Annotated in this window: 18 protein-coding genes; 3 read left to right on the top strand and 15 right to left on the bottom strand. The window is 68.5% G+C overall.

Going from position 1 to position 22,033, the window contains the following annotated elements; translation table 11 throughout:
* Positions 1-24: 24 nt before the first annotated feature.
* The 4 genes from QZV81_RS05830 to QZV81_RS05815 all read right to left on the bottom strand — a co-directional run bounded on the left by QZV81_RS05830 (position 25) and on the right by QZV81_RS05815 (position 5,977).
* Positions 25-1,053 (bottom strand): 6-phosphofructokinase, encoded by a 1,029-nt coding sequence (locus QZV81_RS05830; RefSeq protein WP_292834150.1) that lies wholly within the window; start codon positions 1,051-1,053, stop codon positions 25-27.
* Between the two features lie 120 nt (positions 1,054-1,173).
* Positions 1,174-3,336, bottom strand: a complete 2,163-nt coding sequence (locus QZV81_RS05825) for a DEAD/DEAH box helicase (protein ID WP_292834148.1) — start codon at positions 3,334-3,336, stop codon at positions 1,174-1,176.
* A gap of 173 nt (positions 3,337-3,509) precedes the next feature.
* Positions 3,510-5,771 carry a heavy metal translocating P-type ATPase gene (locus QZV81_RS05820; protein ID WP_292834146.1) on the bottom strand — a complete coding sequence of 754 codons (2,262 nt, stop codon included), beginning with the start codon at positions 5,769-5,771 and terminating at the stop codon, positions 3,510-3,512.
* A complete protein-coding gene (locus QZV81_RS05815; protein ID WP_292834143.1) occupies positions 5,768-5,977 on the bottom strand; it encodes a heavy-metal-associated domain-containing protein in 210 nt (69 codons plus the stop codon). The genes QZV81_RS05820 and QZV81_RS05815 overlap by 4 nt, the downstream gene beginning before the upstream one ends.
* Before the next feature lie 128 nt (positions 5,978-6,105).
* On the opposite strand from QZV81_RS05815, the gene deoC reads away from it, so the two are divergent.
* Positions 6,106-6,822 carry a deoxyribose-phosphate aldolase gene (gene deoC / locus QZV81_RS05810; protein ID WP_292834140.1) on the top strand — a complete coding sequence of 239 codons (717 nt, stop codon included), beginning with the start codon at positions 6,106-6,108 and terminating at the stop codon, positions 6,820-6,822.
* A 10-nt stretch (positions 6,823-6,832) separates the two neighbouring features.
* Here deoC and QZV81_RS05805 read toward each other — a convergent pair whose 3' ends face one another.
* The 4 genes from QZV81_RS05805 to truB are packed head-to-tail and all read right to left on the bottom strand — an operon-like array spanning position 6,833 to position 9,535.
* Complete coding sequence (locus QZV81_RS05805) at positions 6,833-7,798, bottom strand: bifunctional riboflavin kinase/FAD synthetase (RefSeq protein ID WP_292834137.1); 966 nt, start codon at positions 7,796-7,798, stop codon at positions 6,833-6,835.
* Complete coding sequence (locus tag QZV81_RS05800; protein WP_292834134.1) at positions 7,795-8,238, bottom strand: hypothetical protein; 444 nt, start codon at positions 8,236-8,238, stop codon at positions 7,795-7,797. The genes QZV81_RS05805 and QZV81_RS05800 overlap by 4 nt, the downstream gene beginning before the upstream one ends.
* A 35-nt stretch (positions 8,239-8,273) precedes the next feature.
* Positions 8,274-8,642, bottom strand: coding sequence for a hypothetical protein (locus QZV81_RS05795; RefSeq protein ID WP_292834131.1), 369 nt, complete (start codon positions 8,640-8,642; stop codon positions 8,274-8,276).
* Complete coding sequence (gene truB, locus QZV81_RS05790; RefSeq protein ID WP_292834128.1) at positions 8,639-9,535, bottom strand: tRNA pseudouridine(55) synthase TruB; 897 nt, start codon at positions 9,533-9,535, stop codon at positions 8,639-8,641. The genes QZV81_RS05795 and truB overlap by 4 nt, the downstream gene beginning before the upstream one ends.
* Before the next feature lie 69 nt (positions 9,536-9,604).
* On the opposite strand from truB, the gene QZV81_RS05785 reads away from it, so the two are divergent.
* Positions 9,605-10,471 carry an A/G-specific adenine glycosylase gene (locus QZV81_RS05785; RefSeq protein WP_292834125.1) on the top strand — a complete coding sequence of 289 codons (867 nt, stop codon included), beginning with the start codon at positions 9,605-9,607 and terminating at the stop codon, positions 10,469-10,471.
* A gap of 8 nt (positions 10,472-10,479) precedes the next feature.
* On the opposite strand, the gene rbfA is transcribed toward QZV81_RS05785, so the two are convergent.
* The 7 genes from rbfA to ispG all read right to left on the bottom strand — a co-directional run bounded on the left by rbfA (position 10,480) and on the right by ispG (position 19,887).
* Positions 10,480-10,953, bottom strand: coding sequence for a 30S ribosome-binding factor RbfA (gene rbfA, locus QZV81_RS05780; protein WP_292834122.1), 474 nt, complete (start codon positions 10,951-10,953; stop codon positions 10,480-10,482).
* Between the two features lie 141 nt (positions 10,954-11,094).
* Entirely contained in the window at positions 11,095-13,833 is a 2,739-nt protein-coding gene (infB, locus tag QZV81_RS05775; protein ID WP_292834161.1) for a translation initiation factor IF-2, read from the bottom strand.
* A gap of 112 nt (positions 13,834-13,945) precedes the next feature.
* Positions 13,946-14,131, bottom strand: coding sequence for a YlxR family protein (locus tag QZV81_RS05770; protein WP_292834119.1), 186 nt, complete (start codon positions 14,129-14,131; stop codon positions 13,946-13,948).
* 75 nt (positions 14,132-14,206) lie between these two features.
* The gene (gene nusA, locus QZV81_RS05765; RefSeq protein ID WP_292834116.1) at positions 14,207-15,196 is read right to left on the bottom strand and encodes a transcription termination factor NusA; all 990 of its coding nucleotides are present in this window, start codon (positions 15,194-15,196) and stop codon (positions 14,207-14,209) included.
* Between the two features lie 108 nt (positions 15,197-15,304).
* Positions 15,305-17,059 (bottom strand): proline--tRNA ligase, encoded by a 1,755-nt coding sequence (locus QZV81_RS05760; protein ID WP_292834113.1) that lies wholly within the window; start codon positions 17,057-17,059, stop codon positions 15,305-15,307.
* 87 nt (positions 17,060-17,146) lie between these two features.
* Positions 17,147-18,712, bottom strand: a complete 1,566-nt coding sequence (locus QZV81_RS05755; protein WP_292834109.1) for a UDP-N-acetylmuramoyl-L-alanyl-D-glutamate--2,6-diaminopimelate ligase — start codon at positions 18,710-18,712, stop codon at positions 17,147-17,149.
* Between the two features lie 44 nt (positions 18,713-18,756).
* Positions 18,757-19,887 carry a flavodoxin-dependent (E)-4-hydroxy-3-methylbut-2-enyl-diphosphate synthase gene (ispG, locus tag QZV81_RS05750; RefSeq protein WP_292834158.1) on the bottom strand — a complete coding sequence of 377 codons (1,131 nt, stop codon included), beginning with the start codon at positions 19,885-19,887 and terminating at the stop codon, positions 18,757-18,759.
* A gap of 257 nt (positions 19,888-20,144) precedes the next feature.
* On the opposite strand from ispG, the gene QZV81_RS05745 reads away from it, so the two are divergent.
* Positions 20,145-22,025, top strand: coding sequence for a chorismate-binding protein (locus tag QZV81_RS05745; RefSeq protein WP_292834106.1), 1,881 nt, complete (start codon positions 20,145-20,147; stop codon positions 22,023-22,025).
* Positions 22,026-22,033 lie beyond the last annotated feature (8 nt).

Raw genomic sequence — 22,033 nt, 5'->3', positions numbered from 1 at the left:
GCAAACTCGGGCAGCGCGGCAAACTCAGCCGAACAGCGCGGCGGCTTCTTCGTAGCGGTGGATCGGGACGGTGTTGAGCTCGCCCAGCGCCTCCTCGAAGGGGACGCGGACGATATCGGTGCCCTTCATCGAAACCATCTGACCCCACGCGCCCTCAACGACGGCATCGGCCGCATGCAGGCCGAGACGCGTGGCCAGCACCCGGTCGAAGGCCGACGGCGAACCGCCGCGCTGGATGTGGCCGAGGACCGTCGCACGCGTCTCGATACCCGTGATGCGCTCGATCTCCGGCGCGAGGACCTCGCTGATTCCCCCCAGACGCGGACGGTTGAAGGCGTCGAGGCCTTTGTCGCTGTAGGCCTCGTCCATGCCCTGCAGGGTGAAGCCCTCGGAAACGACGACGAGCGGCGCGCGGCCGCGGTCATGCGCCTTCTGCACCTGCGCGGTGATCTCGTCGAGTGACATCGGCACCTCGGGGATGCAGATGACGTGAGCGCCGGCGGCGATGCCGGAGTGCAGGGCGATCCAGCCGACGTGGCGGCCCATGACCTCCGCGACCATGCAGCGCTGGTGCGAGTCGCCCGTCGTGCGCAGGCGGTCCATCGCCTCGGTGGCGATGTTGACTGCGGTGTCGAAACCAAAGGAATAGTCAGTCGCGCGCAGGTCGTTGTCGATCGTCTTGGGCACGCCCATGACGGGGATGCCGTCGTTGTACAGGCGGTTCGCCCCGGCAAGTGTCCCCTCGCCGCCGATCGCGACGATACCGTCGAGGCGATGGCCGTACATGGTCGCCTTGATGTTCTCGGCCCCACCGCGCGGGCCCTCGTAGGGGTTGGTGCGGCTTGTGCCGAGAATCGTGCCGCCGACCTTGGAAAGGCCCTTGACCTCGTGCCGGGTGAGCGGGAAGAAGTCGCCGTCGAGCACACCGCGCCAGCCGTCGCGGATACCGACGAACTCGACGTTGTAGGTCGTCGTGCCTTTGAGCACGAGGCCACGGATGACGGCGTTCAGCCCGGGGCAATCGCCGCCGCTGGTGAGGATGCCGATCTTCATATGGGGATCCTTTGGTTCAGTGATCTGCGTGCGGCGTCGCTGCCTCCCCTGACACTATCGCTCAGTGCACGCTGCGACCATCCGCAGGACGGGGGAAATCTGCGCCGGGCAGACGCCTGCTCAGTGTGCGCCCAACGCCTGTCTCAGCAGGTGCATGAGCGCCGACATCTGCACCGAGTCACTCGAGGTCGGATCGAGCTGCTCGCCGTCCAGGGCCCGGGCTGCCAGACCCTGCTTGGAGTCGATGAGCTCGGCGATCTTCGTGTCGATCGTGTGCGCAGCGATGATCCGCCAAGCCGTGACCGGCTCATCCTGGCCGATACGGTGCACGCGGTCGATCGCCTGCGTCTGCTCGGCGGCCGTCCAGCTGAGCTCAGCCAAGACGACGTTGGACGCGGCCTGCATGTTGAGACCCACGCCGGCGGCCGTCAGCGAGCACACCGCGATCGCGACGCCCGGGTCGTTGTTGAATGCGTCGATCGCGGCTTGCCGGGCCGGAGTCGTCTGATCTCCGCGGATGGAGATCGTCCGGAGGCCAGCGGCCGCGAAGTGGGCCTCGGCAGCATCCATGACGTCGATGTGCTTCGCGAAGAAGACGACCTTGCCGACCGACCGCTGAAGCTGCACCGCATAATCCGCAGCCAGCAGCGCCTTGGCCTGGCCGATCTTGCGCACCATCGTGAAGACGTTGTCACCGCCGGTGCCGGCCGCTTTGGAGTCCTCGAGCTCGCCATGCGCGACAAGTCGCACGATGTCCTCGTCGAACTCGCCGCGGAAGAACTTCTCGCCGCGCGCCTCGAGGATGCGACGGTACTTCGCCGCCATCCGGTCACCGAGCTCGCGTTCGGCTGCCCGGATCGAACGGCCGAAATCGTCGTCGAGTTCGACCGGGAGGTCGGCCACGAGCTTGTCGGGAAGGTCTGCGGCGACGTCCTTCTTCTTGCGGCGGACGATGCCCAGCGAGATGACGGCGTCGCGCGCCTCGGGGTAGAAGGCTTTGTCTGCAGTGGTGAGTCCGGTCGCGTCCAGCTTCTCCATGAGCGCGGGCCCGGGCTTCTCGCCGTTGGTCCAGCCGAGGAAGCGCCAGATCGCGTCGAAGTCCTCGACGTCGTTGATCAGCGGCGTGCCGGTGAGGGCGAGCATGAGCGGGTTGCGCACCTGCTCACGGATGCGGGCCGCGAGCCCCAGGACGTTCTGCGATCGCTGGGAGGTGAGGTTCTTGATGAAGTGCGCCTCGTCGACGACCATTCCCTTCAGTCCGATCGAGCCGAGCCAGGAGAGGTGCCGGTCGAGGACTTCATAGTTGACGATGAACACGTCGGCGAAGGCGTCGATGTCTCCGCCGTCGCCCGAGATCACCGTGGCGCGCCGCTGCGGCGTCCAGCGCTCGACCTCACGCGCCCAGTTCATTTTCACGACATTGGGGACGACGGCCAGTAGCGGGTACGCGTCGGCGATGGATGCTGCCACGACCGACTGTGCGGTCTTGCCGAGACCGGGCTCATCAGCCAGGAGGAACGAGCGGTGCCCGAGGCGGACGGCTTCGAGGAACCGCGACTGGTGCGGCATGATCTCGAGGCCCTTCGGCGACAGGCGATCGAACTCCGGGACGGCCGGCAGGTCCATCGATGCCGCCGCTCCTCCGGCGCCGGTTTCGAACGCCTTGTAGAGCGGGCCCATGAGCTCCCAGCCGTCCAGGCGCCGGCGAGCGGTCGTGGTGGGTGCGCGCATCGCCACGTCCGGCGCGAGAAAGGGATTCGACTCGCGCCTCGCCTCGATCTGGATGGGCATGACCTGTCGTTCGGCAAGAGCCGCGGGGACCACCTGAGTCTGCACTGGCGCCACGTCGGTGATGATCAACTCGTCCTCGGCGAGTTCGGCGCCCGACTCCAGCAGCCAGTCCCGCCGCATGCGCTTGGCGACCGGCGTCGTGGCCTGATCGACCTCGAGCAGTTGGATGAGTGACGTGTCGCGTGCCGCGGTCTTGGCCAGGATCGTGGCGACCCCGTCGAGGCGTTTGAGCAGTTCGGCGCGTGCTGCCGCCGGCACTGTGTCGTCGACCTTGACCCGGGCGCGTTCCTCGCGGACGAGGAAGGCGATCACCTGGAACTTGACGCGGTTCGTGGGACCGAGCTTGCCGCGCTGCGCCTTGGCTTCGACCTCGCGCACCTTGCGCGCGAGGATCGGGATCAGCGGCGCGTCTTCGTCGCGGCGCGCGGGGGAACTCTTGCGTCGTCGCGTGGACGCGCGCTGAGCGGTTGCGGTGGATGCCGTAGGCGGCATGCTCCTCCTGAGCGTGGATGCCGGTGAGAACCGGCGGAACCGGTCAGAGTCGACCGGTCGGTCGGAGTCCGCGACTGTCGTCGCGGGGAAATGCACGAGAGCCGATTCGCCCGGCTGCGGGTACTCGCTTCTGCGAGCTGCGGCGACGGAGGGGACAGGTCCTCGACGGGAGTCTAGCGCGTCCGGCCGGGTGCAGTCCGCAGACGCAGGCTGTTGAGCACGACGAACACGCTCGAGAATGCCATCGCCGCTCCCGCGATCATCGGGTTCAGCAGGCCGAACGCCGCCAGCGGAAGGGCGGCGACGTTGTATGCGAAGGCCCAGAACAGGTTGCCGCGGATGATGGCCATCGTGCGGCGGCTGAGGCGGATCGCGGTGACGACCGGTTCGAGGCCGACACCGGTCACGGCGATGTCGCTCGCGTGCACCGCCGCATCCGTGCCCCCACCCATCGCGATGCCCAGATCGGCGGCGGCGAGCGCGGCCGCGTCGTTGATGCCGTCGCCGACCATCGCAACGCGGTGGCCCGCGGCCTGCGCCCGACGGACCTCGTCGACCTTCCCCTTGGGAAGGACGCCGGAGATCACGTCGTCGATCCCGGCGACGCGCGCCGCCGCGGCGGCGGCACCGGAGCTGTCGCCCGTGAGCAGGATGATCGAAAGCCCGAGGTCGCGCAGCCGTCTGACGGCGGCGGCACTGTCCGGACGGACCGTGTCGGCCACCGCGATGACGGCGCGCACGCGACCGTCCCATCCCGCCACGACGGCGGTGGCGCCGTCGGCCTCGGCGCGGCGGACGGCGGTCGTCACGGCCGCCGGCAGCTCACCGGCGTGCGCCTCCGCGAAGGCCGGCCGACCGGCGAAGACAGTGTGTCCATCGACGGCGCCGGTGACACCCCGACCGGCGTGTCCGGTGAAGTCCGCGACGGAGGCCGGGCTCTGGCTGAGCGCGGCGAGAGCGCGCGCGATCGGATGCTCGGATGCCTGCTCAAGGGAGGCGACCAGGCGGGCAACGGTTCCGGCATCCGTCTTGGGGTCGAGCACGTCGATTCCGCGCACGCTCATCTGACCCGTCGTGACCGTGCCCGTCTTGTCGAGGATGACGGTGTCGATGCGATCGGCGCTCTCGAGTGCTTCGGGGCCCGTGATCAGAATGCCCAGCTGCGCGCCGCGGCCCGTGCCGACAAGAATGGCAATCGGTGTCGCGAGCCCGAGTGCGCAGGGGCACGCGATGATGAGGACGGCCACGGCGGCCGTGAATCCGGCCGCGACGCCCCCGCCCAGCAGGAGCCAGCCCACCAGGGTGAGAAGCGACAGCGCGATCACGATCGGCACGAAGACCGCCGAAATGCGATCGGCGAGCCGCTGCACCCGGCTCTTGCCCGCCTGCGCGTCTTCGACGAGACGGGCCATGTGCGCGAGCCGCGTGTCGGCGCCCACCGAGGTGGCAGCGATGATCAGTCGACCGTCCACCGCGAGCGTCCCCCCGGTCACGTCATCGCCCGGGCCCACCTCGATCGGGATCGATTCGCCGGTCAGCATGCTCTGATCGACGGATGCCCGCCCGGTCGTGATCCGCCCGTCCGAAGCGATCTTCTCGCCGGGCCGAGTCACGAAGACATCGCCGACTCGGAGGTCCTCAATGGGAATCCGGGAGCCGTCGGCCAGCTCGACGTCGGAAGCCGACAGCGCCAGGAGCGCCTGCACGGCCGCCCCCGCGCGCCGCTTGGAACGCTGCTCGACGACACGCCCCAGCAGCAGAAAGACCGTGACGGCCGCGGTCACCTCGAAATACACGAGCCCGCTCGGGTCGTGCACCGGGCCGAAAAGGTTCGTGTCATGCGTCGCGCCGATTCGGCCGGCCGTGCCGAACAGCATCGCCCAGAGGCTCCACAGATACGCCGCTCCCGTGCCGAGCGTGATCAGCGTATCCATCGTCATTGCGCCGTGACGTCCGGCCGCAACCGTGGCGCGGTGGAAGGGCCATCCGCCCCACAGCACGATCGGCGTCGCGAGCAGGAGGCAGAGCCACTGCCACCCGGGAAACTGCCACGCGGGCACCATGCTGAGCGCGACGACCGGCAGCGCGAGCGCTGCGCTGACGATCAGCCGCGTCTGCAGAGTCGTGCCGCCGGGGACGTCACGATGGTCATGCGGCGCGCGCGCGGCGCGCGCGGAGGGGTGCTCGGCAGCGGGAACGGCACGCGGACGCACGATCGCGTCATAACCGGCGGCGCGGACCGCCTGCACCAGCTCGTCTGGATCGAGCGCGACCGGATAGCTGACACGCGCGGATTCCGTTGCGAGATTGACCGTCGCCTCGACGCCGTCGACGCGGGTCAGGCGCTTCTCGACCCGCGCGACACAGCTGGCGCAGGTCATCCCTTGGATGTCGAGAACCGCCTGGGAGCGTTCCTCGGCGACGGGCGTGGTCACTTCCGGCCGACGAGCGTGTAGCCTGCTTCGCTCACGGCCGCGGCGATCTGCGCGTCGGCGGTTCCATCTGTCGTGACGGTGAGGGTGCCCGACGACACATCCACGATGACATCGTCGACGCCGGCGACTCCGCGCACCTCGCGCGTGACCGCTGCACTGCAATGATCACAGGTCATCCCGTCGACCGCGTAGCTCTGGATGTTCATGTCGTCTCCTTTGCTCGGGAGCGTACGCCGCTCACGTTCACGTCAACCATGATACCCCCTGGGGGTATTCCGCGGTCAGCTGCGAACCGTCGCCCGCGTCCCCGGGCGTACCCGCGTACGCTGGAGGAATGGCCACTTTCACCGAGCGTGCGCTCGCCGCGACGATCGACCACGCAATCCTGAAGCCTGAACTGACACGCGCCGACGTCGACGCCGAGTTGGACATCGCTGCCGAATGGGGCGTCTTCAGCGTCTGCGTCCGACCGAGCGACATCCCGCACGCAGTGGAGCGCCTGGCGGGCACGGGTGTCGCCGTCGGCACCGTCATCGGATTCCCCCACGGCACCACCTCGACCGCCGCGAAGGTCGCCGAAGTCCGTCAGGCCCTCGCCGACGGAGCGACCGAATTCGACATGGTCGTCAACATCGGCGCCTTGCGCTCCGGCTTCGACGATGTCGTCACCGACGATATCCGCGCTGTCGTGGCGGCGGCATCCGGACATGTCACAAAGGTGATCCTGGAGACCGCTCTGCTCGACGACGAGCAGATCGCACGCGGGAGCCGGTTGACCGAGGCCGCCGGAGCGAACTTCGTGAAGACCTCGACCGGTTTCGCGGGCGGCGGCGCGACGATCCCCCACGTCGAACTCATGCGCAGAAGCGTCGGACCGGGCGTGGAGGTGAAGGCATCCGGCGGGGTGCGCAGCTACGCCGATGCGCTCGCCATGCTCACCGCGGGCGCGACACGACTCGGCACCAGCGGAAGCGCTGTGATCCTCGGCGAAGCTCGACGAGTGGATGCCGGCGACCACGCGACCGGCGCCGTCGACGCCGCGTCCTACTGAAACCCGCGCGTCAGATCTGCACGCGGCGGACCTCGGCGACGTCCTGAGCCATCTGAGCGATCAGAGAGTCGGTGCCGTCGAAGGCGAGCATGCCGCGGATGCGATGCGTGAACTGGATCTGCACCGGGTGACCGTAGAGGTCGAGATCGGTCTCGTCCAAGATGTACGCCTCGACCTGGCGAGCGTGCACATCGTCGAAGGTCGGGTTGGTGCCCACCGAGATCGCGGCCGAATACCGAGCCGCGACCTCAACCGGTTCGCCGCCGCGCTCCATCGAGCCCTCATCGACCAGCCAGCCGGCGTAGACGCCATCCGCGGGGATGAAGCCTTCCGCATCGGAAGACAGATTGGCTGTCGGGAAGCCCAGTTCCCTTCCCCGCTCAAGGCCGTGGACCACCTCGCCCCTGACCGTGTGCGGGCGGCCGAGCAAGCGCGCGGCGCCCTCGACGTCGCCGACATCCAACAGCTCACGGACCCACGTCGAGGAGACGCGACGACCACCACCCTGCACGTCACCGACGACATCGACCGTGAACCCGAACTCCGCCCCCAACGCGACCAGCACGTCGGTGTCGCCCGCGCCGCCACGGCCGAATCGGAAGTCATCCCCCACCATGACGGTCACGACATCGAGCGCGTCGATGAGCACGTGCTCGACGAACGCGCGCGGCTCGAGGCCGGCCAGCGCCGCATCGAAGCGGAGGACGAGCACGGCGTCGACACCCTCTTCTGCCAGCAGACCCAGCTTCTGATCGAGACTCACCAACGGTTCCGGGCAGAGCTCGGGCCGCAGAACACTCAGCGGATTGCGGTCGAAAGTAACCGCGACCGCACGGGCACCGGCGTCGGCGGCCGCGACCCGAGCGCGATCGATCACCGCACGATGCCCCGAGTGCACGCCGTCGAACTTGCCGATGGCGACGACGGTAGGGCCGAACCCGGTGGGCACCTCGGAGGGATCGCGAAAGATGATCACCAGCTTGATCCCTCCTGCGCCGGCGCATCCGCCGGCTGCGCGCGAGCCGATGTCACCAGCCACCCGATGCCGACGAACGGCAGCACCAGGGGTATCCAGAAGTAGCCGTAGCCGAACCCCGACCACACTGTCGCGTCGTGCGCGAAGAGTTCCGGATGCGTGAGGCTCAGCGTTCCGACGATGAGGACACCCGCCAGCTCGAAGGAGATCGCGACCCATGCGACGACATACCATGCAGCGGAGTTCGACTTCACCAGCGCAATGGTCGCCAGGATGTAGACGAGCGCGGCGACGGCCGACAGCGTGTATGCGACGGGGGCAGCCGCGAAGTCCTCGACGATCTGAACGAACGAGCGACCGGTCGCGGCAAGGGCCATGATCGCGTAGACGATCACGAGGACGCGGCCGATGCCGGTCATTCGGGGGCGGGGCGATGACATGACCTGTCCATGATAGGCGCGTAGCGACGGCGCCGTCACACCGGCGGCAGCGTCCAGATGACCTGCATCCGCCAAACCATGACCGCGACCGCCAGCGCGGCGATGCCCATGATCACCGTGCTCCAGCGGCTGCGTTCGATGAGTGCCCAGAAGACCGCGGCGGGTGGCAGGAGGACAGCAGAGACCAGGTACACCCAGAACTCGAGGGCGCTGCCGATCGGCGGGTTTCCCACCAGCGGAGCCACGATCGCGGTGATCGCCTGTGCCACCAGCAGCACCAGCACGAGGCCGAGCCCGCCGACGGTGAGATCACTCGGGCGACGCCCGGCGAGTCCTATCACGACGCAGCCGAGACCCACGAGCACGGCGACAGCGACCTGCACGAGCGCGAACCACTCGATCATGACTCGTCCGCGGGGATGTTCATCGCGCTCTTCACGTCGTCGCCGCGCCGCTCGACGATCCCGACGAGCGACCCGTCCGGCGCGATCGCCGCCGCAGTGGTCGCGGTCAGCCGAGACGCGGCGCCGATCAGTCGCTTGCCGTGCCGGAGATCCCGGGCTTCCCCGACCGATACCGCGAAAGCCCCCAGCACCTCGGAGGCGACACCCGCCGCTGCACGCAGCGCGACGCCGGGCTCGATATCGGCCACGGCATCCTCGACAGCGAAAGGCCCGATGCGGGTGCGGCGGAGCGCAGTGAGATGCCCGCCGACACCGAGGTCCGCGCCGAGATCACGAGCCAGCGCGCGGATGTAGGTGCCGCTCGAACAGTCCACGACGACATCCACATCGACCACGCCCGCTCCGCGACGCATCGCGACGATGTCGAAGCGATCCACCGTCACCGCGCGCGGGGCGAGCTGCACGTGCTCTCCCGCCCGCGCCAGGTCGTACGCGCGCTTGCCGCCGATCCGTATCGCGGAAACGGTGCTGGGCACCTGCGAAATCTCGCCTTTCAGCGCAGCTGTGCCGGAGCGAATCCGGTCATCCGTGATGACCGTGGCATCCACCCGGTTCACCTCTGCGCCGTCGGCGTCATCAGTGTCCGTCGAGACGCCGAGGCGAATGGTCGCCTCGTACGTCTTGCCGAGACCCACCACGTATGTCAGCAGGCGTGTGGCCGGGCCGACACCGAGCATGAGCAGACCGGTGGCCATGGGGTCCAGCGTGCCGGCGTGACCGATCTTGCGGGTATCGAGCGCGCGCCGGGCGCGGGCCACGACGTCGTGGCTCGTCATGCCCCGCGGCTTGTCGACGAGGAGAACCCCGCGGGGCTGCGGTCGCGTCTCGGGCATGCCTCCCAGCCTAGGTGTCCCATCCGACCGCTTGGGGATGTGGGGGCGATCGGGCCGTAGGCTGTGCGGATGCCCGACCTCGCCACCCCGCTGCTCGCGTGGTACCGGCGCGCAGCTCGCGAACTGCCGTGGCGGGCGCCCGGGTTCGGTGCGTGGGGAACCCTCGTGAGCGAGATCATGCTTCAGCAGACCCCCGTCGCGCGCGTGATCCCGCACCTCGAGGCCTGGCTGGAGCGCTGGCCCACTGCCGGATCACTGGCAGCCGACTCACCGTCGGAGGCCGTGCGGCAATGGGCGAACCTCGGCTACCCGCGGCGCGCACTGTGGCTGCACCGGGCTGCGGTGGAGATACGCGACCGGCACGCCGGCGTCGTGCCTCGCGAGGTGGATGCCTTGCTGGCGCTCACCGGCATCGGGGACTACACCGCGCGCGCGGTGGCCGTCTTCGCGTACGGCGACCGGCATCCCGTCGTCGACACCAACACCCGCCGCGTCCTCGCACGCGCCGTCGGGGGCCGCGCTAGGCCCGGTCCGCCCGCGAAGGCCGACCTCGCGGCGATGGACGCTCTGCTCCCGGTGGATGACGCGGATGCCGCGATCTTCGACGCCGCGGCGATGGAGCTGGGCGCACTCGTCTGCACGGCCCGCGCGCCGACATGCGATACCTGCCCCATCGAGCATCTGTGCGCGTGGCGCGCGGCGGACTACCCCGATACCGGAGACGCCCGTCGTCGACAGGCCCGATACGAGGGCAGCGATCGCCAGGCGCGCGGAGCGATCCTGAAGGTGCTGCGCGAAGCGTCGGAGCACGCGGTGGCCCAGGATGCGGTCGCCTCGGACTGGCCGGACGCGCGCCAGCGCGATCGCGCCATCGATTCGCTCATCGCCGACGGCCTCATCGAAGCCGACGGCGGCGCACTGCGCCTCCCCCGGTAGCGCGGGTTTCAGTCCTCGTCGTCGCCGGACGAGGCGTCGGCGGGGAGTGTGACGATCGCTTCCTCGTCGCGCGGCTTGACGTACGGGTCGGCATCGCCGGCATAGGCGGCGCCCGAGGCGAGTCCCGCCACGGCGGCGTCGCGCTCCTGCGCTTCACGCAACAGGTCGGCGATGTGGCCGGCGTTGTCGGGCAGAGCATCCGGGATGAACTCCAGGGAAGGCGTCAGTCGGATGTTGAGGTGCCTGCCGACCTCGCTGCGGAGCATGCCGGTGGCTGATTTCAGGGCCTCAGCCGAAGAGGCACGCTCCTCGTCGGAACCGTAGACGGTGTAGAACACCGACGCGTGCTGCAGGTCTCCCGTGACGCGAACATCCGTGATTGTGACGAAACCGAGACGTGGGTCGCGGAGACCCCTGTCCAGGCGCTCGGCGAGAATGACCCGGATGCGGTCGCCGAGGCGGGCCTGACGTTCACTGGCCATCTGGACTACTCCTTCTTCCTTCTGTCACACCGTGACGGGGCGATCCGGCGGGCCGAGGCGAGGGGCGCCGCTCGGCCGGAGAGATCCTGAGGATCCCTCTGGCAGAGCGGCACTCCCCACCGGAGCCGTCGAATGAGTGGATCAGCCTCGCGGCTTCTCCACCATCTCGATCGTCTCGATCTCATCGCCGATCTGGATGTCGTTGAACTTGCCCAGTCCGATACCCGCCTCGAAGTCCGTCCGGACCTCCGTGACGTCGTCCTTGAACCGGCGCAGCGACTCGATCGCCAAGCCATCGGCGAGCACCACTCCATCGCGGATGACGCGCGCCTTGGCATTGCGGGTGATCGTCCCCGATCGCACGATGACGCCGGCGATGTTGCCGAACTTCGACGAGCGGAACACCTCGCGGATCTCGGCGACACCCGACTGGATCTCTTCGTACTCCGGCTTGAGGAGGCCCTTGAGCGACTGCTCGACATCGTCGATCGCGTTGTAGATGACGGAGTAGAAACGCACGTCCACGCCCTCGCGGGAGGCGCGCTCTCGCGCCTTTGCATCGGGGCGGACGTTGAAGCCGATGACGATCGCGTTGTCGATCGTCGCCAGATTGATGTCGGACTCCGTGACCGCACCGACGCCGCGGTGGATGATGCGCAACTGCACCGAATCATCGACCTCGATCTTGAGGAGCGACTCTTCGAGGGCCTCGACGGCACCCGAGACGTCACCCTTGATGATGAGGTTCAGGGACTCGACCTTGCCCTCTTCGAGAGCGCGGGTGAAGTCCTCGAGCGAAATGCGCTTGCGCGCCTTGGCCAGCTGGGCGTTGCGTTCGGCGGCTTCACGCTTCTCGGCGATCTGGCGGGCGAGACGGTCATCGTCCGTGACGATGAACGTGTCGCCGGCGCGCGGCACCGAGTTCAGACCCTGAACCTGGACGGGTCGCGACGGGAAGGCCTCGAGCACCGCCTCTCCGTTCTCGTCGGCCATGGCACGCACTCGACCGTACGCCGTGCCCGCGACGATCGAATCGCCCACGTGCAGCGTTCCGGATTGGATCAGCACGGTGGCGACCGACCCGCGACCCTTGTCGAGTTTCGCTTCGATCGCGACACCGCGTGCCGCCTTGTTCGGGTTGGCCGTGAGGTCGAGACCTGCGTCGGCGGTCAGAAGCACGGCATCCAAGAGCGCCTGGATGTTCGTACCGGCACGCGCCGAGACGTCCACGAACATGACGTCTCCGCCATACTCCTCGGCGACCAGACCGTACTCGGTGAGCTGCTGACGCACCTTGGCGGGGTTCGCGTCGGGCTTGTCGATCTTGTTGACGGCCACCACGATCGGCACATTCGCCGCCTGCGCATGGTTGAGCGCCTCCACCGTCTGCGGCATGATGCCGTCGTCGGCCGCGACCACCAGGATTGCGAGGTCGGTGACCTGCGCACCACGGGCACGCATCGCCGTGAAGGCTTCGTGACCGGGGGTGTCGATGAATGTGATCGCACGCTCGATGCCCTCGTGCTCGGTCCACACCTGGTAAGCACCGATGTGCTGGGTGATTCCACCGGCCTCACCGGCCACGACGTTGGTCTGGCGGATGGCGTCGAGCAGTCGGGTCTTGCCGTGATCGACGTGACCCATGACGGTGACCACCGGGGGACGGATCTCGAGGTCGTCTTCGCTCTCGGCCTCCAGCTCAGCCTCGAGGTCGAGGCCGAAGCTCTCGAGCAGCTCCTTGTCCTCGTCCTCGGGAGAGACCATCTGAATCTTGTAGCCGAGTTCGGCGCCGAGCACCTCGAACGTGGCCTCGTCCAGCGACTCGGTGGCCGTGGCCATTTCGCCGAGGTTGAAGAGGATGGTCACGAGCGTGCCGGGCTGGACGGTGTAACCGGTCAGCGTCTCGATCTTGTCGGCGAAGTCCGAGATCGATGCGCCGCGACGCATGCGGATGATCTCGCCATTGCCGCGGGAGACGTTGACGCCGCCGACGACCGGGGCGTCCCGCATTTCGAACTCTTGCCGTTTCGCGCGACGCGACTTGCGCTGCTTGGACTTGCCGCCGCCCTTGCCGAAAGCACCCGCCGTACCACCGCCGGGGCCGCGGCCCCGACCGCCTCCGCCGCCGGGACGACCGGCGAACCCGCCCGCCGGTGCGCCCGCGCCGGGAGCACCCGGACGCTGGAAACCGCCACCCGCGCCGCCGGCGCCGCCGGGACGACCGGGACCGCCGGGACGCTGCTGGAACGGAGCGCCGGGACGACCGGCACCACCGGGACGACCGGCACCGCCGGGGCGTGGAGCCCCGGGACGGGGTGCGCCCGGTCGCGGGGCCTGCGGGCGGGGGATGTTGCCGGGGGTCGGACGCTGGCCCATGCCCTGCGCCGATGCGAACGGGTTGTTCCCCGGACGTGGTCCGGCCGGCCGCTGGCCCATGCCCTGCGCCGATGCGAACGGGTTGTTGCCCGGACGTGTGACACCGCCGGGACGCGGAGCCTCGCTCTGGCCGGGGGCGGGTGGCACCGGAGCCGAGGGAGCCGCCTCCGGAGTCGGCGTCGCGGGAGCGGACGCAGCCCGCGGCGCCGGGGCGGCGGGCGCCGCCGGCGCCGCAGCGGGTACGGCCGGTGCCGGAGCGGGCGCGCTCGGTCGCGCGGGCCCGGGCCGAGGTCCCGCGGACGGGCGCGCAGCAGCCGCCGCGGGCTTGGCGACCGCTGATGCACCGGGCGTAGCGGCGCCGTCAGCCTCGAGGGCGGCGCGGAGCTTGCGAGCCACGGGTGGCTCGATGGTGGACGAGGGACTCTTGACGAACTCGCCGAGCTCCTTCAGCTTTGCAAGTGCGACCTTGCTGTCTACGCCGAGTTCTGAAGCGATCTCGTGCACACGCGGTTTGGCGTTTGCCACAATTCTCCTGTCTGAGGCCTCCCCGGACAGGGCAGACCGTTAAATGCGGACGGGTCTCATTTCGAGCCGTTCACTGTGAGTCCATAGCCGTTCAGCCGTTTCGCTGGTAGGTGGTGGGAAAGGTCTGCATGTCCAGCGGACCGGACACACGCAATGCACGCTCGAATCCGCGACGCCGGATGGCAGCGCCCACGCACGCTTCCGTGGCGTGCACCCACGCGCCCCGCCCGGGGAGGACGGCCCTCTCGTCTGCGACGAGGGCACCGCCCTGCTCCACGACCCGAAGGAGAGTGGAACGGGGAGCGCGCGCGCGGCACCCCACGCACGTTCGAACAGGTTCCATCCTAACCCGTTACGCGTCTTCCAAGATGCTGTCCGGCTGGATGTCGATCTTGGCGCCCGTGAGCTTGGCCGCGAGGCGGGCATTCTGCCCCTCCTTGCCGATCGCCAGGGACAGCTGGTAGTCCGGAACGAGCGCGCGGACGGCCTTGATCGTGGCGTCCAGCACGAAGCTGGACGTGACCTTCGCCGGTGACAGCGCATTCGCGACAAACCTCGCGAGTTCGGGGTCGTAGTCCACGATGTCGATCTTCTCGCCGCCGAGCTCTTCCGTGACAGCCCGCACCCGCCGTCCGAGTTCGCCGATGCACGCGCCCTTCGCGTTGATGGCGGGATCGTTCGCCTTCACGGCGATCTTCGTCCGGTGACCGGCCTCGCGGGCGAGCGCGACGATCTCCACGAGTCCGGACGCGATCTCGGGCACCTCGAGTGCGAAGAGTTTGCGGACCAAGCCCGGATGCGTGCGCGAAACCGTGATCTGCGGGCCTTTCGTGCCCTTCGACACACCCGTGACGTACACACGCAGGCGCGCGCCGTGCGGATACTCCTCGCCGGCGACCTGTTCTTCGGGCGGGAGGATCGCCTCGATCGTTCCGAGATCGACGTGCACCATGCGCGGATTCGGGCCCTGCTGGATCACGCCGGCGACGATGTCGCCTTCCTTTCCGCGGAACTCGCCCAGGATCGCGTCGTCAGCGATGTCGCGCAATCGCTGGCTGATCACCTGCTTGGCGGCGAACGCCGCGATGCGACCGAAATCATCGGGCGTGGATTCTTCCTCCCCGATGACGGCGCCGTCCTCGTCGAGAAGCGGCATGAAGACGGCGACATGACCGGTCTTGCGGTCGAGCACCGCGCGGGTACCATCGGGGAGTTCTCCCGTTGGAGAGGAGTGCTTGGCGTAGGCAGTGAGAATCGCCTGCTCGATGATGTGGACCAGCTCTTCAAAGGGGATCTCCTTCTCGCGCTCCACCGTGCGCAGCAGTCCCAGATCGATATCCACATTGGCCTCCCTATTCAGCTCTCGACGCCCGGTCACCCCGGCGCCATCCCGTCAACGTTACCCGATGGCGCTCCGCCGGACGGGGATGCCGGGAATCCCCCCGCGAGGTCAGGTGCTCAGCCGCGCCACGGCCTCCGTGGCCGGAACGACCTCGCGGTCGCCCGTGCGCCGATCCCAGAGCTCCACCTCGCCGTCCGGGGCCCCGCGGCCGACGATGACGATCTGCGGCACGCCGACGAGCTCGGCGTCACCGAACTTGACGCCGGGCGACACCTTGGGGCGGTCGTCGTAGAGAACGTCGAGCCCCGCGGCATCCAGCTGCGCCGACACCTGCTCGGCCAGATCGAACGCCGCCGCGCCGCGACCCGTCGCGACGACGTGCACGTCGAACGGTGCGACCGACGCCGGCCAGACGAGACCCTTGGCATCATTGTTGAGCTCGGCGAGAATCGCCAGGATGCGGGTCACCCCGATGCCGTAGGAGCCCATCGTCACGGTGACGAGCTTGCCGTTCTCGTCGAGCACCCTGAGCCCCAGAGTCTCGGCGAAGAAGCGGCCGAGCGCGAACACATGGCCGATTTCCATGCCGCGTGCGATCTCGACGGGTCCCGAACCATCCGGCGCCGGGTCACCGGCGCGGACGTTCGCGACCTCGACGAACCCATCGCCGTCGAAGTCGCGACCCGCGACGAGCGAGTGCACGTGCTTCTGATCGATGTTCGCACCCGTGATCCACGCCGTGCCGTCCACGACCCGCGGGTCCAGAAGGTAGCGGATGCCGGTGGCCGACTCCTCGCCGAGGATCGCCCCCTCCGGCGACCAGGGACCGATGTAGCCCTTGACCAGCAGCGGGTGCTTCTCGAAGTCCTCGGGCGTCGCGGCCTCGACCGCAGCGGGAGCGAAAGCCACCTCGGCACGCTTGTCGTCGACCTCGCGATCGCCCGGAAGACCCACGACGACGAGCTCGCGGGAGCCGTCGAGATGAGTGAGGGCGAGGACGACATTCTTCAGTGTGTCGGCCGCGGCGTAGTCACCCTCCAGCACGGCGTTGGCGTGCGCGACGAGCGAGTCGATCGTGGGCGTGTTCGGCGAGTCGAAGATCACCGGCGCAGGAAGCCCCTCGAATCCGATCGGCTCCGGGGCGACCGTCGTGAACGCCTCGACGTTGGCGGCATAGCCGTTCGCCGAACGGACGAACGTGTCCTCGCCTACGGCGATCGGATGCAGGAACTCCTCGCTGCGCGCGCCCCCCATCAGGCCGTTGTCGGCAGCGACGATGACGTAGTCCAGGCCGAGGCGCTGGAAGATGCGCTCGTAAGCATCGCGCTGCGCCTGGTAGGAGGCATCCTGACCCTCGTCCGTGTAGTCGAACGAGTAGGCGTCCTTCATCGTGAACTCGCGTCCGCGCAGGAGTCCTGCGCGCGGACGCGCCTCGTCGCGGTACTTGTCCTGGATCTGATAGATCGTCAGGGGAAGGTCCTTGTAGGAGGAGTAGAGATCCTTCACGAGGAGAGTGAACATCTCCTCGTGCGTCGGCGCGAGCAGGTAGTCGGCGCCGCGCCGGTCCTGGAGCCGGAAGATCCCGTCGCCGTATGACGTCCACCGCCCGGACTGCTCGTACGGGTCGCGCGGAAGGAGCGCCGGGAAGTGCACCTCGAACGCCCCGGCGGCTGCCATCTCGTCACGGATGATGCCCTCGATCTTCGCCTTGACCTTCAGCCCCAGGGGCAGCCACGTGAAGATCCCGGGCGCCGCACGCCGGATGTAGCCTGCGCGGACGAGGAGCCGGTGACTGGTGACTTCGGCATCGGCCGGATCTTCGCGGAGCGTGCGGAGGAAGAAGGTGCTGAGACGAGTGACCACGAGCGTCAAGCCTAGTCGCGTGACACCTCGCGACCTCTCGCGTGCGGGGGACGCCGCCGCGGCACGGGAAGTGTCCGGTTCCCTGCCTCAGCCCCAGCCGGCGTCGCGCAGCGCAGCCAGCATGAGCTCGCGGGGGTTGTACGGCGTGCGCACGCCCTGGATCTCGCGGAAGTCCTGATGACCGGGGCCGAACCAGAGGATCGCATCGCCCTCGCCGACGAGCGAGACTGCCGTGACGATCGCATCCTCGGGCGGCGAGATGTTGTACAAACCGCCCGCGGGTGGATGCTGCGAGGCGCCCGCGTACAGACCGTCGCGGATCGCGGCGGCATCCTCCCACCGAGGGTGGTGGTCGGTGATGATCGCGATATCGCTGTTGCGCGCTGCGGCCAGACCCATTCCCGGGCGCTTGGTCGTGTCGCGCGATCCATCGGCGCCGAACAGCACGAGCAGTCGTCCGGGCGTCTGGGCGCGCACGGCGCGCGCCGTCATCTCGAACCCGGCGGGTGTGTGGCCGAAATCGAGGTACACCTTGGGGCCGCGTCCCGTCGTCACCAGTTCTGTCCGGCCCGGCAGCGTCGTGCGAATGCCGCCGTCCCGCGCAAGGGTGTCGGAGAGGCGATTCCAGTCCACCCCCGCCTCGACGAGCATGACGATCGCCATGCCCGCGTTGGCGGCCATGTGCGGCCCCGTCGCCGGGACCGTCGTCACGAGCCGGCGTCCGCCGGGTCCGGTCAGCTCGAGCTCGGTCGCGTTGATCATGCCCGAGAGCATCCGCACCGTCCAGTCCGCGGTGGCCGCCAGTTCGGGGTCCTCGGCGATCTGCGGAGTCGCGATCGTCGTCACGGGAATGTCGGCGTGCTCGAGGACGGTGCGTCCGGCTGGAGTGTCGAGCGATACGACGGCGCGCCGCGATCGAGCCGCGGTGAACATCGGAAGCTTTCCGCGCAAGTACTCGTCCATGTCGGCGAAGTCGTCCATGTGGTCGTGCTGCAGGTTCGTGAACCCCGCGACGTCGTAGACGACTCCGTCCACGCGGTGCCGGACGATTGCCTGGACACTCACTTCGAGCGCGACGATCTCGACCCCGCGCTCCTTCATGTAGGCGATCAGGGCATGCAACTCACTCGATTCGGGCGTCGTGAGTCGAGCCGTGATGACCTCGCCGTTGATGTGGCGATGGGCCGACGAGGACATGCCCGACGGAATGCCGAGCTGCTGCAGCAATCCGTCCTGCAGATGTACCGTCGAGGTTTTGCCGTTCGTGCCGGTCACCCCGAGCATGATCGGCATGGCGTCGTCATTTCCGTACACCCAGGACGACATCTCGGCGAGACGCCCGCGAGGGTTGTCGGCGACCAGGATGGGCAGGCCGCTTTCCGCTGCGATGACAGCGCCCTCGGCATCCGTCACGATTGCGACGGCGCCCTTCTCACGTGCCTCACCCGCCAGCTCCGCCCCGTGACGGCGCAGGCCGTGAATGCCGACGAAGATGTCGCCCTGCCGGAGGTCAAGCGTCGACAGAGTGATGCCGGTCGCCTCCAGCCCGGACAGGTCGTCGCCGGCGTCCAGCGCGAAGCGCTGCGCCAGCTCGGCGACAGGTCGCGGGGTCGGATGCTGCGGACGCAGCACAGGGGGCACACTCTGCTTCATGACTGATCGGCTCCGGTGGGTGTGGTAAAGCGGGCGTCCGGCGCTCAGGCGGTGACGACCTGTGCGGTGCCGAGCGGGGCCCCGGGCCCCATCTCGTCCGCGATCCGCCGCGCTTCTTCGATGAGGGTTGCGACGATCTCGGACTCGGGCACGGTCTTGATCACCTCACCCTTGACGAAGATCTGCCCCTTGCCGTTGCCGCTCGCGACACCGAGATCGGCTTCGCGCGCCTCGCCGGGACCGTTCACGACGCAGCCCATGACGGCGACCCGAAGCGGCACCGTCATGTCCTTCAGACCCTCGGTGACGTTATCGGCGAGCGTGTAGACGTCGACCTGCGCACGACCGCACGACGGGCACGAGACGATCTCGAGCTTGCGCTCGCGAAGGTTGAGCGACTGCAGGATCTGGTGACCGACCTTGACCTCTTCCGCCGGCGGCGCCGACAGTGAGACGCGGATCGTGTCGCCGATGCCCTCGGACAGCAGAATGCCGAACGCCGTCGCGCTTTTGATGGTGCCCTGGAAAGCGGGACCGGCTTCAGTCACGCCCAGGTGCAGCGGCCAATCGCCCCGCTCCGCGAGCAGGCGGTAGGCCTTGACCATGACGATCGGGTCGTTGTGCTTGACCGAGATCTTGAAGTCATGGAAATCGTGCTCCTCGAACAGGGATGCCTCCCACACGGCGCTCTCGGCGAGCGCCTCGGGCGTCGCCTTGCCGTACTTCTGCAGCAGGCGCGAATCGAGTGAGCCCGCGTTCACGCCGATGCGCAGCGACACGCCCGCGGCCCGTGCGGCCGCCGCGATTGCGCCGACCTGATCGTCGAACTTGCGGATGTTGCCCGGGTTCACGCGCACGGCGGCGCACCCGGCGTCGATCGCCTGGAAGACGTACTTCGGCTGGAAGTGGATGTCGGCGATCACCGGGATCTGGCTCTTCCTGGCGATGATGGGCAGCACATCCGCGTCGTCCTGGCTCGGTACGGCGACACGCACGATCTCGCAGCCGGAAGCGGTCAATTCCGCGATCTGCTGGAGGGTCGCGTTGATGTTCGTCGTCGGCGTGGTGCACATCGACTGGACGCTGATGGGAGCGTCACCGCCGACGAGGACTTTCCCCACCTTGATCTGACGGCTCTTGCGGCGGGGGGACAAAACCTCCGGCACACGCGGCATCCCGAGATTGACTGCTGGCACGCTCCCAGCCTACGGCTCTCGCAACTGCACCCGTGCTTCCTCGCCTGAGGGGATGCCGCGAAAGGCAGCCGAGATCGGGCGCACAACCGCGTGCTAGGGTGACCGCATGTTCGCACGCGCATCCTGGTGGCTCGCCCGCTGAAGCGGTGTGTGCGTTCGAACATGCAGACCGCCCGCTGAGGCGGTCTTTTCGTTCCCGCGACGATGGCCCGCCCGATGACACGAAAGGCCCGGCGATGATCCCGAGCCCTGCACACCTGGACGAGCTCCGCCGCTCCGGACGCCCGTTCGCCCTGATTGCGCGCGACGGCGTCACGGTCGAGGTCCTCACGGGCGATGTCGTGGACGTCGCGCTACTCGCCGACATTCCGCTCACGGATGCCGAAGGCGACGCACGCGAGGTGCTCGCGCTCGTGCCGTTCCGTCAGGTCGTCGAGCGCGGCTTCGAGTGCCACGACGACCGGGCCCCCCTGCGATGCCTGATCGTCGATGCACACACCCGCCTCTCGCTCGCCGACGCGCTGGCTGAGCTCCCGTCGGCCCACATTCCGCTCCAGGGTGCGGGCTTCGACATCGCCGATGAGGAATATGCCGCCATCGTCCGCCGGGTGATCGCCGATGAGATCGGTCGCGGTGAGGGCGCGAACTTCGTGATCCGGCGCGATTTCAGGGCATCCGTCGACGAAGACCCGGTCACGGCCGGACTCACCTGGTTCCGTGCCCTGCTCGAGCATGAGCGCGGCGCGTACTGGACCTTCCTCATCGTCACCGACGGACACGTCGCAGTCGGCGCAAGCCCCGAGGCGCACGTGAGCACTCAGGCTGGTGTCGTCACGATGAACCCCATCTCGGGGACCTTCCGTCATCCGGCGGGAGGGGCGACCGCCGCGACGCTCACCGAGTTCCTCTCGTCGACGAAGGAGACCGAAGAGCTCTTCATGGTCGTCGATGAGGAGTTGAAGATGATGTCCGCCGTCTGCAGTGACGGCGGGCGCATCACGGGTCCGCATCTGAAGGAGATGTCGCGCCTGACCCACACCGAGTACATGCTCCGCGGCCTGAGCGCGAAGGATCCCCGCGACATCCTCCGCGAGACGATGTTCGCCCCGACCGTGACCGGCTCGCCCATGCAGAACGCCTGCACCGTGATCAGGCGACACGAACGTGCACCGCGCGGGTATTACTCGGGCGTCGCGGCCCTGTTCACACCCCGCGCCGACGGCACACACGATCTGGACGCGCCGATCCTCATCCGCACGGCCTATCTTACGGACGGCACTCTTCGCGTGCCGGTCGGGGCCACTCTGGTGCGTCATTCCGACCCGGACGGCGAAGTGAGCGAGACCCATGGGAAGGCAGCCGGGGTTCTGGGCGCCATCGGGGCGGTTCCCCGCGACGCCGTCGCCGAAGCCGCCATGGACCTCGATGCGCCCACCGTGCCGGCGCCGACCCTCGCGGACGATCCGGCGATCGCCGAGCTGCTCGCCTCACGCAACGCCCGACTGGCTGCGTTCTGGCTCAACCCGCAAAGCGGAAGGATCGAACCGACGGGGCGAACCGCGGTCGTGGTCGATGCCGAGGACCGATTCACCACGATGCTCGCCCACCAGCTGCGCCATCTGGGCTTCGCCGTCACGATCACGCCGTGGACCGAGGCCGACCCTCGCCAACTGGACGACGTAGATCTCGTCGTCGCGGGCCCCGGGCCCGGAGACCCTCGCGATGAGAGCCCGCGAATGGCGGCGATGCGCAGCGTGGTCCACACCCGGCTGGCGTCGGGGCGCCCCCTGCTGGCGGTGTGTCTGAGCCACCAGATCCTGGCCGAGCGACTTGGAATCGGCCTCGCTCCGCTCGCCGCCCCGCACCAGGGGTTGCAGAAGACCGTCGACGTGTTCGGGACCCCGGCATCCATCGGCTTCTACAACACGTTCACGGCGCGCGTACCGGCCGGAACGGACACGATAGGCCGGACCGAAGTCTCGGCGGACCCGATTTCCGGCGACGTGTACGCGCTTCGCGGCCCCGGCTATGCCTCAGTGCAGGGCCACCTCGAGTCGATCCTGTCGCGCGACGGCCTGACGACGCTCGATCGCCTCGTCGCTCACGCTTTGAGCTGACGGCGCGC

The sequence above is a fragment of the Microbacterium sp. genome, from assembly GCF_011620665.1.
Taxonomy (GTDB): Bacteria; Actinomycetota; Actinomycetes; order Actinomycetales; family Microbacteriaceae; genus Microbacterium.
The sequence above is the reverse complement of the archived record's forward strand: the minus strand, read 5'-3'. Positions and strand labels throughout refer to the sequence as shown.

What these genes read in the sequence shown, in the direction of transcription:
- QZV81_RS05830 (WP_292834150.1), bottom strand. Translation starts at nt 1,053, where the DNA reads ATGAAGATCGGCATCCTCACCAGCGGCGGCGATTGCCCCGGGCTGAAC.
- QZV81_RS05825 (WP_292834148.1), bottom strand. Translation starts at nt 3,336, where the DNA reads ATGCCGCCTACGGCATCCACCGCAACCGCTCAGCGCGCGTCCACGCGA.
- QZV81_RS05815 (WP_292834143.1), bottom strand. Translation starts at nt 5,977, where the DNA reads ATGAACATCCAGAGCTACGCGGTCGACGGGATGACCTGTGATCATTGC.
- deoC (WP_292834140.1), top strand. Translation starts at nt 6,106, where the DNA reads ATGGCCACTTTCACCGAGCGTGCGCTCGCCGCGACGATCGACCACGCA.
- QZV81_RS05800 (WP_292834134.1), bottom strand. Translation starts at nt 8,238, where the DNA reads ATGTCATCGCCCCGCCCCCGAATGACCGGCATCGGCCGCGTCCTCGTG.
- QZV81_RS05795 (WP_292834131.1), bottom strand. Translation starts at nt 8,642, where the DNA reads ATGATCGAGTGGTTCGCGCTCGTGCAGGTCGCTGTCGCCGTGCTCGTG.
- truB (WP_292834128.1), bottom strand. Translation starts at nt 9,535, where the DNA reads ATGCCCGAGACGCGACCGCAGCCCCGCGGGGTTCTCCTCGTCGACAAG.
- QZV81_RS05785 (WP_292834125.1), top strand. Translation starts at nt 9,605, where the DNA reads ATGCCCGACCTCGCCACCCCGCTGCTCGCGTGGTACCGGCGCGCAGCT.
- rbfA (WP_292834122.1), bottom strand. Translation starts at nt 10,953, where the DNA reads ATGGCCAGTGAACGTCAGGCCCGCCTCGGCGACCGCATCCGGGTCATT.
- QZV81_RS05755 (WP_292834109.1), bottom strand. Translation starts at nt 18,712, where the DNA reads ATGAAGCAGAGTGTGCCCCCTGTGCTGCGTCCGCAGCATCCGACCCCG.
- ispG (WP_292834158.1), bottom strand. Translation starts at nt 19,887, where the DNA reads ATGCCGCGTGTGCCGGAGGTTTTGTCCCCCCGCCGCAAGAGCCGTCAG.
- QZV81_RS05745 (WP_292834106.1), top strand. Translation starts at nt 20,145, where the DNA reads ATGATCCCGAGCCCTGCACACCTGGACGAGCTCCGCCGCTCCGGACGC.